The organism is Curtobacterium sp. MCBA15_005, from assembly GCF_001864855.1.
GTDB classification, from domain to species: Bacteria; Actinomycetota; Actinomycetes; order Actinomycetales; family Microbacteriaceae; genus Curtobacterium; species Curtobacterium flaccumfaciens.
Genome location: NZ_MJGL01000003.1, coordinates 1 through 14,557, shown reverse-complemented (window position 1 = coordinate 14,557; position 14,557 = coordinate 1). Strand labels below are relative to the sequence as shown.

The 14,557-nt window shown below is 71.9% G+C and carries 12 protein-coding genes; 5 read left to right on the top strand and 7 right to left on the bottom strand.

All coding sequences use genetic code 11. The annotated features are described in order from the left end of the window. Positions 1 to 8 precede the first annotated feature (8 nt). Positions 9 to 1,346 carry an ABC transporter substrate-binding protein gene (locus BIU89_RS01200; protein ID WP_071244390.1) on the top strand — a complete coding sequence of 446 codons (1,338 nt, stop codon included), beginning with the start codon at positions 9 to 11 and terminating at the stop codon, positions 1,344 to 1,346. Positions 1,347 to 1,467: 121 nt separating this feature from the next. Continuing rightward, entirely contained in the window at positions 1,468 to 2,739 is a 1,272-nt protein-coding gene (locus tag BIU89_RS01195) for a glycosyltransferase (protein WP_254791450.1), read from the top strand. 88 nt (positions 2,740 to 2,827) lie between these two features. On the opposite strand, the gene BIU89_RS01190 is transcribed toward BIU89_RS01195, so the two are convergent. The 3 genes from BIU89_RS01190 to BIU89_RS01180 form a co-directional block, all read right to left on the bottom strand. Beyond that, entirely contained in the window at positions 2,828 to 3,766 is a 939-nt protein-coding gene (locus BIU89_RS01190; protein ID WP_217642807.1) for an amidohydrolase family protein, read from the bottom strand. A 207-nt stretch (positions 3,767 to 3,973) separates the two neighbouring features. Then, positions 3,974 to 4,666, bottom strand: coding sequence for a FadR/GntR family transcriptional regulator (locus BIU89_RS17600; RefSeq protein WP_083404098.1), 693 nt, complete (start codon positions 4,664 to 4,666; stop codon positions 3,974 to 3,976). Between the two features lie 257 nt (positions 4,667 to 4,923). Continuing rightward, on the bottom strand, positions 4,924 to 5,766 hold the full coding sequence (locus BIU89_RS01180; RefSeq protein WP_071244383.1) for a hypothetical protein: 843 nt from the start codon (positions 5,764 to 5,766) through the stop codon (positions 4,924 to 4,926). 132 nt (positions 5,767 to 5,898) lie between these two features. Between BIU89_RS01180 and BIU89_RS01175 the strand changes: the two genes are divergently transcribed. Then, positions 5,899 to 6,411 carry a hypothetical protein gene (locus BIU89_RS01175; RefSeq protein WP_139178719.1) on the top strand — a complete coding sequence of 171 codons (513 nt, stop codon included), beginning with the start codon at positions 5,899 to 5,901 and terminating at the stop codon, positions 6,409 to 6,411. A gap of 26 nt (positions 6,412 to 6,437) precedes the next feature. On the opposite strand, the gene BIU89_RS01170 is transcribed toward BIU89_RS01175, so the two are convergent. The 3 genes from BIU89_RS01170 to BIU89_RS01160 all read right to left on the bottom strand — a co-directional run bounded on the left by BIU89_RS01170 (position 6,438) and on the right by BIU89_RS01160 (position 9,778). Next, positions 6,438 to 7,787 (bottom strand): cation:dicarboxylate symporter family transporter, encoded by a 1,350-nt coding sequence (locus tag BIU89_RS01170; protein ID WP_071244379.1) that lies wholly within the window; start codon positions 7,785 to 7,787, stop codon positions 6,438 to 6,440. Between the two features lie 116 nt (positions 7,788 to 7,903). Then, positions 7,904 to 8,890, bottom strand: a complete 987-nt coding sequence (locus BIU89_RS01165) for an endonuclease/exonuclease/phosphatase family protein (protein WP_071244375.1) — start codon at positions 8,888 to 8,890, stop codon at positions 7,904 to 7,906. Positions 8,891 to 9,097: 207 nt separating this feature from the next. Then, on the bottom strand, positions 9,098 to 9,778 hold the full coding sequence (locus BIU89_RS01160; RefSeq protein WP_071244372.1) for a hypothetical protein: 681 nt from the start codon (positions 9,776 to 9,778) through the stop codon (positions 9,098 to 9,100). 130 nt (positions 9,779 to 9,908) lie between these two features. On the opposite strand from BIU89_RS01160, the gene BIU89_RS01155 reads away from it, so the two are divergent. Then, positions 9,909 to 11,234 (top strand): glycosyltransferase, encoded by a 1,326-nt coding sequence (locus BIU89_RS01155; protein ID WP_071244369.1) that lies wholly within the window; start codon positions 9,909 to 9,911, stop codon positions 11,232 to 11,234. An 84-nt stretch (positions 11,235 to 11,318) separates the two neighbouring features. Here the strand turns inward: BIU89_RS01155 and BIU89_RS01150 are convergent, their stop codons facing one another. After that, entirely contained in the window at positions 11,319 to 12,074 is a 756-nt protein-coding gene (locus BIU89_RS01150) for a GntR family transcriptional regulator (RefSeq protein ID WP_071244367.1), read from the bottom strand. A 240-nt stretch (positions 12,075 to 12,314) separates the two neighbouring features. Between BIU89_RS01150 and BIU89_RS01145 the strand changes: the two genes are divergently transcribed. After that, a complete protein-coding gene (locus tag BIU89_RS01145) occupies positions 12,315 to 14,486 on the top strand; it encodes a phosphocholine-specific phospholipase C (RefSeq protein WP_071244364.1) in 2,172 nt (723 codons plus the stop codon). Positions 14,487 to 14,557: the final 71 nt, after the last annotated feature.

The window sequence follows — 14,557 nt, the reverse complement described above, 5'->3', positions numbered from 1 at the left end:
GACGCACCATGCCCGCACGTCGCTCCATCACCCTCACCGCACTCGCCACCGGGGCCGTCGCGGTCCTCGCCCTGACCGGGTGCTCCACGTCGAGTTCCGCATCTGACAGCTCCGGCCCCGTCACCGTCGACTTCTGGCACGCCATGTCCGGGCCGCCCGCGACCGAGCTCGACGCGCTCGTCGCCCGCTTCAACAAGGAGAACGACCAGCACATCACCGTCAAGTCGTCGTTCCAGGGCGACTACGCGGCCGTCCAGACGAAGTACACGGCGGCGGTGCAGTCCGGCTCGACGCCGGACCTGCTCATGATGAACGACGTGTCGACCGGCTTCATGATCGACTCCGGCCAGACGGTGTCCCCCGCGACGATCCGCGGCTCGAAGTCAGGCACCGACACGATCGCGCCGGCCGCCGCGACCTACTACAGCGACGGCAAGCAACTCGCGGCGATGCCGTTCTCCGTCTCGATGCCCGTGCTCTACCTGAACAAGGCGCTCGTCGCGAAGGCCGGCCTCGACGCCACGAAACCGCCGAAGACGCTGGCGCAGGTCGCGACCTGGGCCGAGAAGATCCACGCCGCGACCGGTGGCTACGGCATGAGCATGAACATGGGCGACTCGTGGATGCTCGAGGAGCTCACCGCCTCGGGCGGTCAGGCGTTCTGCACGCCGGAGAACGGGCGGAAGGGCAAGCCGGTCACCGGCGTCTCGCTCACCTCGGACAGCCAGGTGCAGTTCATGACCACGCTGCAGAAGCTCTACCAGGACGGCGCCGCCCTGAACCCCGGCACGGACTCGACCGTGCAGAACTCGGCGTTCTCGAGCGACAAGGTCGGGATGCTGCTGACCTCCTCCGGCGCCTACACGACGGTCGACCCGGACGGCTCGAAGTCCGTCGTCGCCCGGTTCCCCACCACGTCGGCCTCCGACGACGCCGGGCAGGTCATCGGCGGCAACGCGCTGTGGATCTCCGGCAAGGGCCACTCGTCCGCCGAGCAGCAGGCGTCGTACACGTTCGCCAAGTGGCTCCAGACGCCGGACGTGCAGGCCGAGTGGGCGAAGGCGACCGGCTACGTCGCGATGAACACCGACGCCCAGGGCACCACCGTGGGCAAGCGCTCCCTGTCCGACCCGAACATCGCCACGATGTACCAGCAGCTCGCCGACGACCCCACGAGCGTCGCCGCTGCCGGCTGCATCACCGGCGCGTTCCCGACGGTGCGCGCCACCGTCATCGGCGCCTTCAACCGGATCGTCGAGGGTGCCGACGTCGAATCGACCATGAAGGACGCCGAACAGCAGGCCGGCAAGCAGATCGAGTCCTACAACGAGGCCGCTGGCAAGTGACCGACTCCGGGTGCACGCCCCGTCGAGGCTGACCAAGGGTTCATGGAGCGCGACCGCCGTTCGCCATACGGTTGTCTGACGAAGCGGGCAGGGAGCCCGCACGGACGATCGGAGCCCTGTGGTGTCTGCTGCGAACGGCCGGCCCGGCTACGGGGCTCCGGAGCCCCTGCGCATCGTGTTCTCGTTCCCACGGGGGCGGGGACACCTCGCGCCGATGCTGCCACTCGCCCGCGCGGCCAGCGCAGCCGGACACCGGACCGCGCTGAGCGGCGCACGCGAGGCGGTCCTCGAACAGACCGGGTTCTCGCACCGGCAGCCGCGGGACGTGGAGCTGCCGGCGAGCAGGCCGGGCACCGGCACCCTGACACCGATCGATCCGAGTGCGGTGCTCACCCGCGTCCCCCAGGTCTTCCTGGGGGACGCGGCCGCCGGAGCCGTCGTCGACGTCGGACGGCTGGTCACTCGGTGGTCGGCTGACCTCGTGGTCTGCGGGGAGTTCGACTTCGGTGCCATGACCGCCGCCGAACGTGCCGGGGTGCCGTGCGTGGTGGTCCTGGCCTTCGCCTCGGCCGGTGGGACCTGGCGCGACGCGGTGCGGGAGCCGCTCGAGGCGCTCCGCCGACGCGCGGGACTCGGGCCCGACCCGCAGCAGCAGATGCTCGGCGGCGCACTCACCGTGGTCCCGTTCCCGGCGTCGATGCGATCCGGGCTCGAGCTGCGTGGTCCGGTGATCCGGATGCGACCGGACACCTGGTCGTCACACTCGTCGGATGCCGCGGCGTGGCTGGCCGCCGGCGACGGACCCCGCGTCTACGTCACGCTCGGCACCGAGTTCAACACGAAGTCCGGCGACCTGTTCGCTCGGCTCATCGACGCGCTCGCTGCCCTGCCGGCGCGGATCCTCCTGACGACCGGACCCTGGGTCGACCCGACGACCTTCCCGGTGCCGGAGGGCCCGGGAGCGATCCGGATCGAGCAGTACGTCCCGCAGGACTCGGTGCTCGGGCTCGTGGACCTCGTGGTGAACCACGGCGGGTCCGGATCGGTGACCGGGGCGCTCGCGCACGGCGTGCCTCTGCTGGTCCTGCCGCTCGGTGCGGACCAGCTGCCGAACGGCAGCTGCGTCGAGACCCTGGGCGCCGGACTCGTCCTCGACGCCGCCACGGCGACCGCGGAGGACATCCGCACCACCGCGTCGCGACTCCTGACCGAGCCCGAGTTCCGCTCCGCGGCCGGACGGATCCGGTCCGAGATCGCGACAGGCGAACCCCCGGCCGTCGTCCTGGCCGCCGTCGAGCGCCTGGTCGGCTGGACACCGGCCCGCGGTGACGAGCATGCTCGAACATCGTCCGCCACACCCGATTCTGCACGGCGACGTCCGCCGACGAGCTGATCTCAAGCGGCCCGTCAGGGGCAGGACGAGCCGCGAGGGAGCCCACCCCCTCGCGGCTGCCACTCGGTCCAGCTGCCGACGGGTCGGTTCAGAGTCGCGTCAACAGGGCTTCAGCGTTGCCGTGCGCGATCTTCCGCTTGTCGGCCGGGCTGAGGGGTGCGTTCTCGATGAAGCTCGTGTGCGTTGCGGAGTCGCCGAACGGGTAGTCGACAGCGAACAGGATCCGGTCGATGCCGAACACCTCGAGCGCGCACAGGAGCGGCGGAACCGTCGTGTAGGCGGAGATGGTGATGTGGAGGTGATCGCGTACCTGTTCCGCGACGGTCCCGGTCAGTCCCTTGATACGCGGGGTGAGCCACTCGTCCGCGCGCGCGAGGGAGAACGGCAGGTTCTCGCCCATGTGGCCCACGACCATCTGCAGGTCCGGGAACCGCTCGAAGACCAGGTTCGAGACCATCCGGAGGATGTGCATACCGTTCTCCGCGTGCCATCCCCATCCACCCGTGGAGAGCATGGTCGCGACATACGGGTCGAGGCCCGAATAGTAGGCCTTGAAGACCTCGATGGGCGGGAAGCCGGGGTGGAGGTAGATCGGGACGCCGAGACGTTCGACTTCGGCGAGGATCGGCCGCATGGAGGGGTCGTCGAGGAAGACGCCGTCTGTCTGCCCGTGGATCATCGTGCCGACGGCGCCCTGCTCCTCGACGGCGCGACGGAGCTCTGCGACGGCAGCCTTCGGGTCGGAGATCGGGAGGGTGGCGAAGAACTTGAACCGGTCAGGGTGGTTGTCGACCACCTTCGCCATGGTGTTGTTGAGGCGCCGGGAGAGCTCGGCGGACTGGTGTGGGGGCAGGACCTGCACGAACTGTGCGACGGAGGAGAGCACCTGGACGTCGATGCCGGCGGTGTCCATCCGCTGGATGCGGGCTTCGCCGCCGTCGGTCAGGTCGTTGAGGCCGTCGAGGTACGGCTGATCCATCATTGCGTGACCGTCGGCGCCGGCGGCGTCGAAGATCTCAGTGGGCATCATGTGTTCTTCGAGTCCGATGAACTTCGTGGTCGGGTTCCTTCGTGGTGCGGTGGTGCAGTTGCGCCCCTTCTGGGCGCGGAGAGGACCGGGCTCGGTGGCCCGGTACGGCGGTCCGTGAAGCAGTGACCGGTCATTGTCGACGCAAGAGCGTCGAGTCAGGGGTGGTTCATCGGCGGATCGTGACCCGGTGAGGCACCAGCGTCATCAATCGATGTTCGAGGATCCGCCGACTCGGCGGACCACGGCGACGATCTCGACGGCCGCCAGGCGCGCTCCGGCTTCGTCGTGCGCTTCGATGCTGTCGACGAGCCGATCATGGAGCGCAGCATGCTCATCAGCGATTCGATCGTCGGCCTCGAGCCCCCCGACGACCTCACTGACGGCTGCTCCGAGATGTTCATGGAGATCTGCGAGAAGTCCATTACCGCTGATCCGGGCAACCTCTCGGTGGAATCGTCTGTCCGCAGCGGCGATGCGTTCCATGTCAACCCGCTCACCAGTCGCTACGCCCAGGAGTGCGCGAAGCGTGGCGATGTCCTCCGGGACAGCACGTCGGGCGGCGAGGGCCGCAGCGTGTTCCTCGAGGACCGCGCGGAGTTCCATCACCTCGTCCGGCGTTGACGTCGCAGAACGCCGGGAGATGGCCGACCGCAGCTCGCTGGTCGCGATCACGTAGGTCCCATCCCCCACCCTCGCCTCGAGGAGACCGGTGTGGACGAGTCCACGAAGCGCCTCGCGTACGGTGTTCCGGCTCACACCGAGCTGCTCGACGAGGTCGTGCTCCGCAGGGACGCGTGTCCCAACCGGCCACACACCATCGGTGATGGATGCACGGAGTCGATCAGCGGCCTGTTCCGCAAGCGTTCCGGATCGTGGGAGCCGGCTGAGTGGCGACATGAGTCCTCCAAATGTCCAACAATTGGTAGGTTACGCCCCGTCGCTTGCCCAGCAAGGTTGCTGAACGGACCCGAAGTGCGGAGTCAGATCGCGATCAGGACCGCCACGGACGCGGACCGAGACCGCCGCAGGGCCCCGGTCGCCGTCCTCACCACCGTCGAGTATCTGGCGGGCCATGCGTCGAGCATGCCCAGTCGGGCGGAGGTCAAAGGACCCAACGGCCGACCTGCCCGGAGGCCCCGCCACGGCGCGTGCCCTCAGCGCACCAGGCAGATCGTGCGGAAGTCGACGTCCGGACCGGGCCGTGTGTACGACGAGCCGCTCTCGAGCCAGTCGGCGGTCGGCGCGATCTGGTCGGGGACCATGTCCTCTTCCGACCGCGCGTCGATGCCCTCGGACGCCCAGTACTCCCGGACTCCGTCCACGTCGCGGTTCGCACCCTCGATCACGGTGTGGTCCTCGGGCAGGAGCTCGTTGCCCTGGTCGTCGGTGTACTCCCCCGGGTCGTACCAGTACATCCACCGCACGCCCTGGTGGGCGTTCGACAGCTGGCAGTCCTCGCTGTACGCACCACCGGCTCGCTCGCCATCGCGGTAGGCGGACTTCCGGTCGCCGCCGAGGATCCGCACCGTGCGGTCCCCGATCCGCTCGAGCGTGGCCCGGGCGTCACCGTCGGCGAAGTGCCGCTCGGCGGCGGTCGCCGGCTGCGCCCACTGCTGGGCGTCGGCGGCCATGCTCCGCACCTGTGACGTCAGTACCAGGCCGTTCCACGGCACGGCGATGACCAGCACGACGATCGCCGCGACGACGGCGACCACCGAGTGGCGCGGTTCACGCCGGCGAGCCCGGACCTGCACGACGAGCACCACCACGGGGATCCCCACGGCGAGCACGGTGCCGATGACCAGCCGCGTCAGCACGCCCCCTGCTCCGAGCCGGTCGTCCATCGACCCGAAGTCGCGCGCCAGGTACGCCCCGATCTGGACCGCCCAGCTCACGACGAGCAGCACCGGCAGCACGAGCGCGATGGCGATCGCGTTCCCTCGCCCCGTCGTCGGGCCCGTCCCCTGGTCACGCCAGTCCTGCTGTTCCGTGCCCATGCCGGCCCCCGCCCCCGTGGTGTCGGGACCATCCTGCCAGCAGAACGCGCCCCGGGCCCGCGGGCGACGCCGCCGCCCCACCCCCGAAGCGGTGGTGCCCCAGTGGCCCCTGTTGCTGCCAGGATGACCGACGTGACCACGACCACGCCTCGCGCCGATCCCGACGCCGCTGCCGACGGCTTCGAAGGCGGCTGGTTCCGCATCGACGACGACATGGTGCACCTCGACGACGTGGTCTGGCGACCCGCCACGGACGCGGACGACACAGCGACCACCCCCGGCCCTGCCGCCGTCATCGTCGGTGGCGAACCGCGCGAGCACGTCGGTTCGACGCTGCCGTTGGCGCAGCTGGCGGAGATCGACGTGGCACGTCAACGCACCGTGCGGAAGCTCTGGCTCAGCCCGATCACCATCGTGGTGTGCCTGCTGGTCGTGACCGCGCTCGAGGTCTCGGGGCTGCCGTGGCGCACGGACCTCGGTCGGCAGCTCCTGGTCGGACTCGGCACGGCCCTGCCGGTCGACGCGCTCTGCACCGCGATCTGGTGGCGGATCACGCGTGACCCCTCGGGCGCCGTCGTCCGCAAGATGGGCGGACACCGGACCCGCCAGCAGTACGACCAGCAGCGCGCCGTCCTCGAACGCTGACCGCGCCGCGAGCGCGCCCCGACCCCTCAGCGAACCGACGCCGACACCGCCGCTCCGCCCGCTGCGGGCGACGGCTCCGACGACGGCCGCACGCCTCGACCAGACCGCAGCACCGCGTCCACCCGCTCACGGTCGAGCTCGCCCTGCCACCGCGCGACCACGAGCGTCGCGACGCAGTTGCCGAGCAGGTTGACGCTCACCCGCATCGCGTCCATGATCCGGTCGGCACCGAGCAGCAGCGCGACGCCAGCGACCGGGAACAGCCCGAGGCTCGTCGCCGTCGCGGACAGCGCCAGGAACGACGAGCCCGGCACCCCGGCCATGCCCTTCGACGTCAGCAGCAGCACCCCGAGTGCGGCGACCTGCTGCTCGAGCGTCAGCGGCACCCCGAACGCCTGGGTCAGGAACAGCAGCGAGATCGACAGGTAGATCGCCGCCCCGTCGAGGTTGAACGAGTAGCCCGTCGGCACGACGAGCCCGGCGACGCTCCGTGAGACGCCGACCTCGGTGAGCCGGGTGATCATCCGCGGCAGCACCGCCTCGGTCGACGCGGTACCCAGAGCCAGCCCGAACTCGGCGCGGGTGTGCCACACGAACCGCCAGATCGGCACCCCGGACAGCAGCCGCCCGCCCACGAGCAGCGCCACGATGAACACCGCCGCTGCGCCGTAGCAGGCAGCGATCAGCAGCCCGTACGACCCCAGGGTGTCGATGCCGTACTGCCCGACCACGTACGCCATCGCCCCGAACGCACCGAGCGGCGACAGACGCATCACCCAGCCCAGGATGCGGTAGACGACCTCGAGGCACAGGTCGAGGCCCCGCACGAGCGGCCGCGCACGGTCACTGCCGATCGCGGCGATCGCCGCGCCGACGAACACCGCGAAGACGAGCACCTGCAGGATGTCGTTGGTCGCGAACGCGTTCACGACGCTCGACGGGATGAGGTCGAGGATGAACGTCCCCGCGTCCGGCGCCGTGCCGCCCGCGGTCTTCGCCGCCACTGCCGAGGCGTCGAGCGACGACGGGTCGATCCGCAGGCCGGCCCCGGGGCGCACGAGGTTGCCGACCAGCAGGCCGAACACGAGCGCGCACGACGACGCGAGCAGGAAGTAGATCATCGCCTTGCCGGCGATCCGTCCCACGGAGCGCAGGTCGCCGACGTGCACGATGCCCGTCACTACGACGATGAACACGAGCGGCGCGATCACCATCTCGATCAGCCGGATGAACCCCTGCCCGACGACGTTCAGCACCGGCGCCGCCGCGGGGAAGCAGACCCCGACGGCGATGCCGAGGGCCACCCCGATCGCGATCTGCACGAACAGCGAGTGGTACCAGCGGGCGGGGGCACGATCCGTGGTGGTGACGTCCATGCATCCACCCCACCGCGCGCGTGTTTCGACGACGTTGCGAGTCTGTTCCCACCTGCCGCGCCGCGCGCCGACCGAAACAGGGCCGCGCACGCCGAAACAGGGGGCCGCCGTCCGGGTCAGCTGCCGCCGACGACCGTCAGGGTCGGGCGGTGCCGAGCACCGGACTCGTCCTGGCTCGTCAGCACGCTCCACGACCGGACGACTCCGGCCGCCGGACCGACCAGGGTGTGGTCGATCGGCATCGCCAGCCGCGGATCGAGCCACGTCGGCCACGTACCGAGCGCCGCGGCGTGCACGGTCGACGCGGCGTCCCGGCACGAACCGAGACCCCCACCGTCGAAGCTGTCGACCGATCCGTTGAAGTCCCCCGACACGACCACGTCAGCGCCGCGGCCGCACTGCTCGCCGATCCACCGCAGATCGGTCCGCCAGCCCGCCAGGCCCCGCCCGATCGGTTGCGGCGCGTGCACGGCGACGATCGTCGGGATCGACGGCCCGGACACCGTCATCGTCTTCACCGGATCGACGCCGGGCGACATCGAGGCGCCGGACGCGCGGTCGGCCCCGACGAGCACCGCCACCTGCGTGCCAGCACCACCCATGAAGAGCCGCACTGGCCGACCGTGCTGTCCCATCGCCCGCGCCACCGCGGTGGCGGCCCGTCGGTCCCCCGCGTCGGGGAGCACGACGACGTCCGCCCGTGCGGTCAGTGCCGCGCGGGCGATGCCCTGCGGGCCGACGAGTCCTCCGTTGGTGTTCCACTCGAACACCCGGAGTGCACCCCGGGCACCGTCGACCGGCCGCACGTCCCATCCCCGCACGCCGAGCACCGCCGTGTTCGCCACGGCGACGACGAGCAGGACCGCCCCGAGCGACGCAGCGACCAGCCGCACGGCTCGCGTACGTCGCAGGACGATGGCGACGAGCACCAGGGCGAGACCGGTAGCGACCAGTCCCGCGGTCACGAGGGACCGGGCCGGCAGCACGGCGGCGAGCACCGGAGCCCGCCCGACACCGAGCCAGGGAGCGGCGACGAAGGCGATACCGACCAGCAGGGTCGCGACCACCACGGTGGTCGCGACAGCAGCCGCACGACGAGACACCCCTGGATCCTCCCGCACGGCCACCCGCGGCTGCCGGTGAACAGAGACCGCCTGCTGAGGATCCTGCTGGGCCACAGCAGTGGCAGCAACGTGGGGCGCCCACGCCGTGGGTCGGCCGACACCGGACTGGAGGCCCGGTGCCAGCTGACACCGGGCCTCCAGTCCGTCACCGCGCACGTCGCGGGCCGCGCGCGCGACCCCGGGCAGCTAGCTGCCGTTCGCCTCGACCACGCGCCACACGAGCATGCCGACCGTCACGAGGGTGCCGAGCACCGAGACGATCGCCGCGACGACGCCGAGTCGGCGACCGCGGCCCGGCCGCGCGATCGCGACCACCGCCAGGATCGACGCGACGAACTGGAACGGCCACCCGAGCACGAACACCGACGGCCAGCAGCTGCTGTACAGCCCGGTCAACGCGAGGAACAGCGCGAGCAGGGCGATCCCGAGCCGGTTCGCCCCGGCGGTCTCGGCGGTCCCGCCGTCCGAGGCGTCGCCGAGTGGGCCGCCCGGGTACGGGTTGTCGGGGCGGAGCGCCTGCAGCGCCCGGATCCGTTCGGCATCGAGCGCACCGTCCCGGGCACGCGCCGCATCGGCCAGCGCGAGGGCGTCGTTGCCGTGCCCCGCAGCCTCGTGCTGAGCGACGGCCCACGCGAAGAGCGCGCGCTGCCGGGGGTCCGAGCGGGTCGCGGCATCGACCGCCCAGCCGAGCGTGGTGAGGAAGAGCAGGCCCCCGAACGCGAGCAGGACCGCGCGCCCCGGCTCGTCGGGGTCCACCCGGAAGAGCACCACGCTGCACGCCACCATGCCGACGCCGAACAGGGCCGTCGCCCCGATCTGGCCGCGCCAGTAGCCGTTGCCCGAACTCGCCCCCGCGGGTGTGGTCATGCAGCGACCCTAGCGTCCGGGTGCCGATGCTCGAGGACTCTCACCCACTCCCAGTCCGTGCCGCGCCACGCGCCTGCTCGCCGCGCCTACGCTCCGAGCGTCCGGCCATCCCCCCGACGGAAGCGGCCCCGTGTCCTCGTACCTGCTCTGCGCCCCGCCCGTCTACGGCCACCTCGCGCCCCTCGTCGACGTGGGGCGCGACCTCGCCGAGCGCGGCCACGAGATCACCGTGCTGACGGGGTCCAAGTACCGCGACCTCGTCGTCGGCGCCGGGCTCCGCTTCGTGGCCCTGCCGGCCGACGCCGACTTCGACGACGCCGAGCTGCAGGACCGGCTCGCCGACGCCACGGCGGCCCGCGGGGTGGCCGTCGTCCGCGAGGGCATCATCGCGATGTTCGTGCGGCCGATCCCCTCCCAGTACCGCGCGCTGACGGCCCTGCTGGCAGCGAGTCGGTTCGACGCGGTGCTCGGCGAGGCGACGTTCACCGGGCTCGCCCCGTACCTCGCGCTGCCGCCGGGCGACCGCCTGCCCGTGCTCGGGATCGCGACCACCCCGGTGACGCTCACCAGCGTCGACGCCGCACCCTTCGGCACCGCGCTCTCGCCGGGTCGCGGGCCGCTGGCGCGCGCACGCAACCGACTGCTCACGGCGGCGATCCACCCCGTCCTCACCCGGCCGCTGCAGCAGGCCGTCGACGTCGTGCTCGCCGAGGTGGGGGCGCCGCCGTCGCAGACCGGGACCTTCGACTTCGCCTACCGCTGCTTCGACACCCTGTTCCAGCTGAGCGTCGCGGAGCTCGAGTACCCGCGCCGCGAGCTCCCCGACTCGGTCCGGTTCGTCGGGCCGGTCGTGACCCGCGCGGCACCGACGCCCGAGGCCGACCTGCCCGGGTGGTGGGACGACCTGGACACCGACACCCCGGTGGTGCTCGTGACCCAGGGCACGATCGACACCGTCGACCTCGGCCGGCTCATCGCGCCGACGCTCCGCGCGCTGGCGGACGATGACGTCCTCGTCGTCGCCACCACCGGTGGCCGCCCGGTCGACCAGGTCGAACGCGCGCTCGGCACGGGGCTGCCCGCGAACGCCCGGGTGGCGACCTTCCTGCCCTACGACCAGCTCCTGCCGCGGTGCAGCGTCGTCGTCACGAACGGCGGGTTCGGCGGGGTGCAGCGTGCCCTCGCGCACGGCGTGCCGCTCGTGGTCGCCGGGTCGACCGAGGACAAGCCGGAGGTCGCCGCCCGGGTCGCGTGGGCCGGGTGCGGGCGGAACCTGCGCTCCGGGACGCCACGGCCGGCGGCGATCCGTCGGGCGGTCCGCGAGGTCCTCGCCTCGCCGACCCACCGCGCCCGCAGCCGTCAGGTCGCGGCGTCGATCGCAGCCTCGCCCGACCCCGTGGACGTCATCGAGGCCGGGCTGGCGGCGGCCGCCGCGGACGGCTCACCGCGACGCTGATCCCGCCTGCCGGCCCACGCTGTGCGGTCGAGTGGAGACGGACGGGAGGCACGGTGCCAGCTGACACCGGGCCTCCCGTCCGGCTCATCCCGCGTCGTCGTGCCCGGTGCCGGTCAGCGGTGTCGGTGCCGTTGCGGACGCCGTCCGGATCCGGAGCGGCACGGTCCCGGCGACGTACCGGTCGTCGCCCGCCTCGAGCGGGCGGCCGTCCTCGGCGGTGCTGGACCGGCGCACCTGCAGGAGCGCCGCGCCGGGCCGGACCCCGAGGAGCGCGGCGTCGGCGTCGTCCGCGAGCAGCGCGTCCACGATGGTGACGGCGGAGCCCACCCGGATGCCGAACCGGTCCTCCAGGGTCGCCGACACCGACGTCTGCCCGCCCGGGATCGTCCGGATGACGGCGGCGACCCACGGCGCGTAGGCGGTGCGCTCGAGCATGACGTCGACACCGTCGAGGGAGCGCACCCGCACGACGTGCAGGACGGGCTCGTCGTGCGCAGCGCGGAAGAGGCGCCGCTCGGTCATCGTCGGCGCCCGCTCCTCGGTCGCCACCACCCGTCCGCCCGGTTCGTGCCCCCTCGCCCTGGCCAGCTGACCGAACGACTCGAGCCCGCCCGCCTCGTGGCCCAGCGTTGCCGTCCGGACGCGCCAGCGGGAACCCGAGCGCGCGGCGAGGACCTGCCGATCTCGGAGCAGGCCGAGCGCGTTCCGCACGGTGCCCCGCGCGACGGCGTAGTCGGCCGCCAGGTCGTGCTCGGCCGGCAGGACACCGGTGTCGTCGAACTCACCGCGGAGCACCCGGTCGGCGAGGTCCTCGGCGAGGTCCCGGAACAGTCGTCGCACCCGCTGATCCTCCTCTGCCCCGCGACGAGCTGTCCACGTGCGAGGCAGCGTCGGTGCTGAAGATCCCGGAAGGACGGCACCGAACAGTCGGGCACCCGGACACCTCCGTCCCGTTTCCACCGGACGCGTTCACCCGCCTGCCACGACCAGGCCAGACCCGGTTCAGCGCACCTCGTTGTCATGCTGACGGGCGCTCCTCCCCCGCAGCGCCCGCACTCCCACCGACCTGGAAGGCCTGCGATGAGCACGAGGAAGCCCGAACACGGCGCACCCGACGTCAACCTGGACGCCGCCCCACCGCTGACCCCGGACGCCGCGTACACCGCCGCGGTCCGACCCGGAGTCAGTCGACGGACCGTCCTGATCGGCGGCGCGGCCGCGATCATGGCCGGTGTCGCCGCCGGCTCCGCCTTCGGTCCGGGCGCGGCCGACCGTGCCAGCGCCGCGACCGCCCGTGCCGTCCCCACCGGCACGATCGCCGATGTCGAGCACGTCGTCGTGCTCATGCAGGAGAACCGGTCGTTCGACCACTACTACGGCACGATGCCCGGGGTCCGCGGGTTCTCGGACAAGCAGGCGCTCGAGCTGCCGACCGGACACGACGTCTTCCACCAGCCGTCGGCGGTCCGCACCGACGGTGGCGCGATGCTGCCGTTCCGGCTCGACACCACCCGGTTCAACGCGCAGAACGCCGACGGCCTCGACCACTCCTGGGGCGGTGGGCACACCGCGTGGAACGGCGGTGCCTGGAACCGGTGGGTCGACGCGAAGAGCGCCCAGACGATGGGCTACTTCACGAGCGAGGACATCCCCTACCAGCGCGCACTCGCCGGCGCCTTCACGGTCTGCGACGACTACCACTGCTCGCTCAACGGGCCCACGACGCCGAACCGCCTGTACCAGTGGTCCGGCACCATCGACCCCCGCGGCGCCCAGGGCGGACCGGCGACCGACAACCCGGCGGACTACGAACCGGTGTTCGCCTGGACCACCTACGCCGAACGACTGCAGGCGGCCGGGGTCACCTGGAAGACCTACGCCAACGACGAGGTCGGTGACAGCTCTGCCGACCCGTACGTCGGCGACTACGGCGACAACCCGCTCTGGCTGTTCGAGCAGTACCACCGTGCGCTCGCGTCCTCCGACCCCGCCCAGCAGGAGCTCGCCGCGCGTGCCGGGCTGCACGACGGGTGGAAGCCGAACTCGGGCAAGGGCCTCGACGTCACCCACCTGCTCAGCCAGTTCGGGCAGGACTGCGCGACCAACAGCCTGCCCACCGTGTCGTACGTCATCGCCCCCTACGGCTGGAGCGAGCACCCGGCGGCCAGCCCGGACTACGGTGCCCACTACACGAACGCCGTCGTGCAGGCGCTCTTCAGCAACCCGGACACCTGGGCCTCGACCGTCCTGCTCGTCAACTACGACGAGAACGACGGGTACTTCGACCACGTCGTCCCCCCGTTCGCCGAACCCGGCACCCCCGACGAGTACGTCGACGGACTGCCCATCGGCATGGGTGCCCGCGTGCCGATGACCGTGGTGTCGCCGTGGAGCCGTGGCGGGTGGGTCAACTCGCAGGTGGCGGACCACACGTCCGTGATCCAGTTCCTCGAGCACGTCACGGGCGTCCGCGAGCCGAACATCTCCGACTGGCGACGGACCGTCTCCGGAGACCTGACGAGCTGCTTCGACTTCACCGCGCCGGACCCGAGCATCCCCGGCCCAGACGTCGTCCCCGGCATCGAGCAGACCCGTGCGCTGGTGGCGGCCGCCGACGCCGACCAGGCGAAGCCGCCCATCGAGGAACCGGCGATCGGTGCGCAGACCCTGCCCGTCCAGGAGCCCGGCACCGTCCGCAGCCGGAGCCTGCCCTACCGGCAGCACGCCGACGCGACCGTCGACCACCGCACCGGCCGGGTCACCGTGACGCTCGCGAACGACGGCCGTCAGGGGGTCAACTTCCTGGTCTACCCGAACACCGCGATGCCGTTCGCCGCCCACCCGAAGACCGTCCCCGTCGGAGCCACCGCCGACTGGGCATGGGACACCACGACGACCGCCGGTGCCTACGACGTCAGCGTCTACGGACCCGACCGGTTCCTCCGTCGCTTCGCCGGCACCGTCGCCGTCGGTGGTCGGGCGACCGGCGGCGTCCCGCACGTCTCGGTCGTCCGGGACACCCGCGGTCGGCGCACCCTGCAGCTCCTGCTCGAGAACACCGGCGGGGCCGAGCTCCGCTTCGTGCTCGTGGCCAACGACTTCGTCGAGCACCGCGAGACCGCACACGTCCGCGGCTCCGGGCAGAAGACGATGCACTGGCCGCTCGACGAGTGGGGGTACTACGACGTGGTCGTCACCGCGGACGGTGTGCCCGGGTTCCGGTACCGCTTCGCCGGACGCGCGGAGCGCTGACGCGGGCCGACCCGCGTGGGTCGGCAGGGGCAGTCAGGCCGCGTCCACGACGAACGGGAGGCCCGGTGCCA

Excerpts from the sequence above, each read along its gene's own strand:
- BIU89_RS01200 (WP_071244390.1), top strand. The coding sequence starts at position 9 with ATGCCCGCACGTCGCTCCATCACCCTCACCGCACTCGCCACCGGGGCC.
- BIU89_RS01190 (WP_217642807.1), bottom strand. The coding sequence starts at position 3,766 with ATGCCCACTGAGATCTTCGACGCCGCCGGCGCCGACGGTCACGCAATG.
- BIU89_RS17600 (WP_083404098.1), bottom strand. The coding sequence starts at position 4,666 with ATGTCGCCACTCAGCCGGCTCCCACGATCCGGAACGCTTGCGGAACAG.
- BIU89_RS01180 (WP_071244383.1), bottom strand. The coding sequence starts at position 5,766 with ATGGGCACGGAACAGCAGGACTGGCGTGACCAGGGGACGGGCCCGACG.
- BIU89_RS01170 (WP_071244379.1), bottom strand. The coding sequence starts at position 7,787 with ATGGACGTCACCACCACGGATCGTGCCCCCGCCCGCTGGTACCACTCG.
- BIU89_RS01160 (WP_071244372.1), bottom strand. The coding sequence starts at position 9,778 with ATGACCACACCCGCGGGGGCGAGTTCGGGCAACGGCTACTGGCGCGGC.
- BIU89_RS01145 (WP_071244364.1), top strand. The coding sequence starts at position 12,315 with ATGAGCACGAGGAAGCCCGAACACGGCGCACCCGACGTCAACCTGGAC.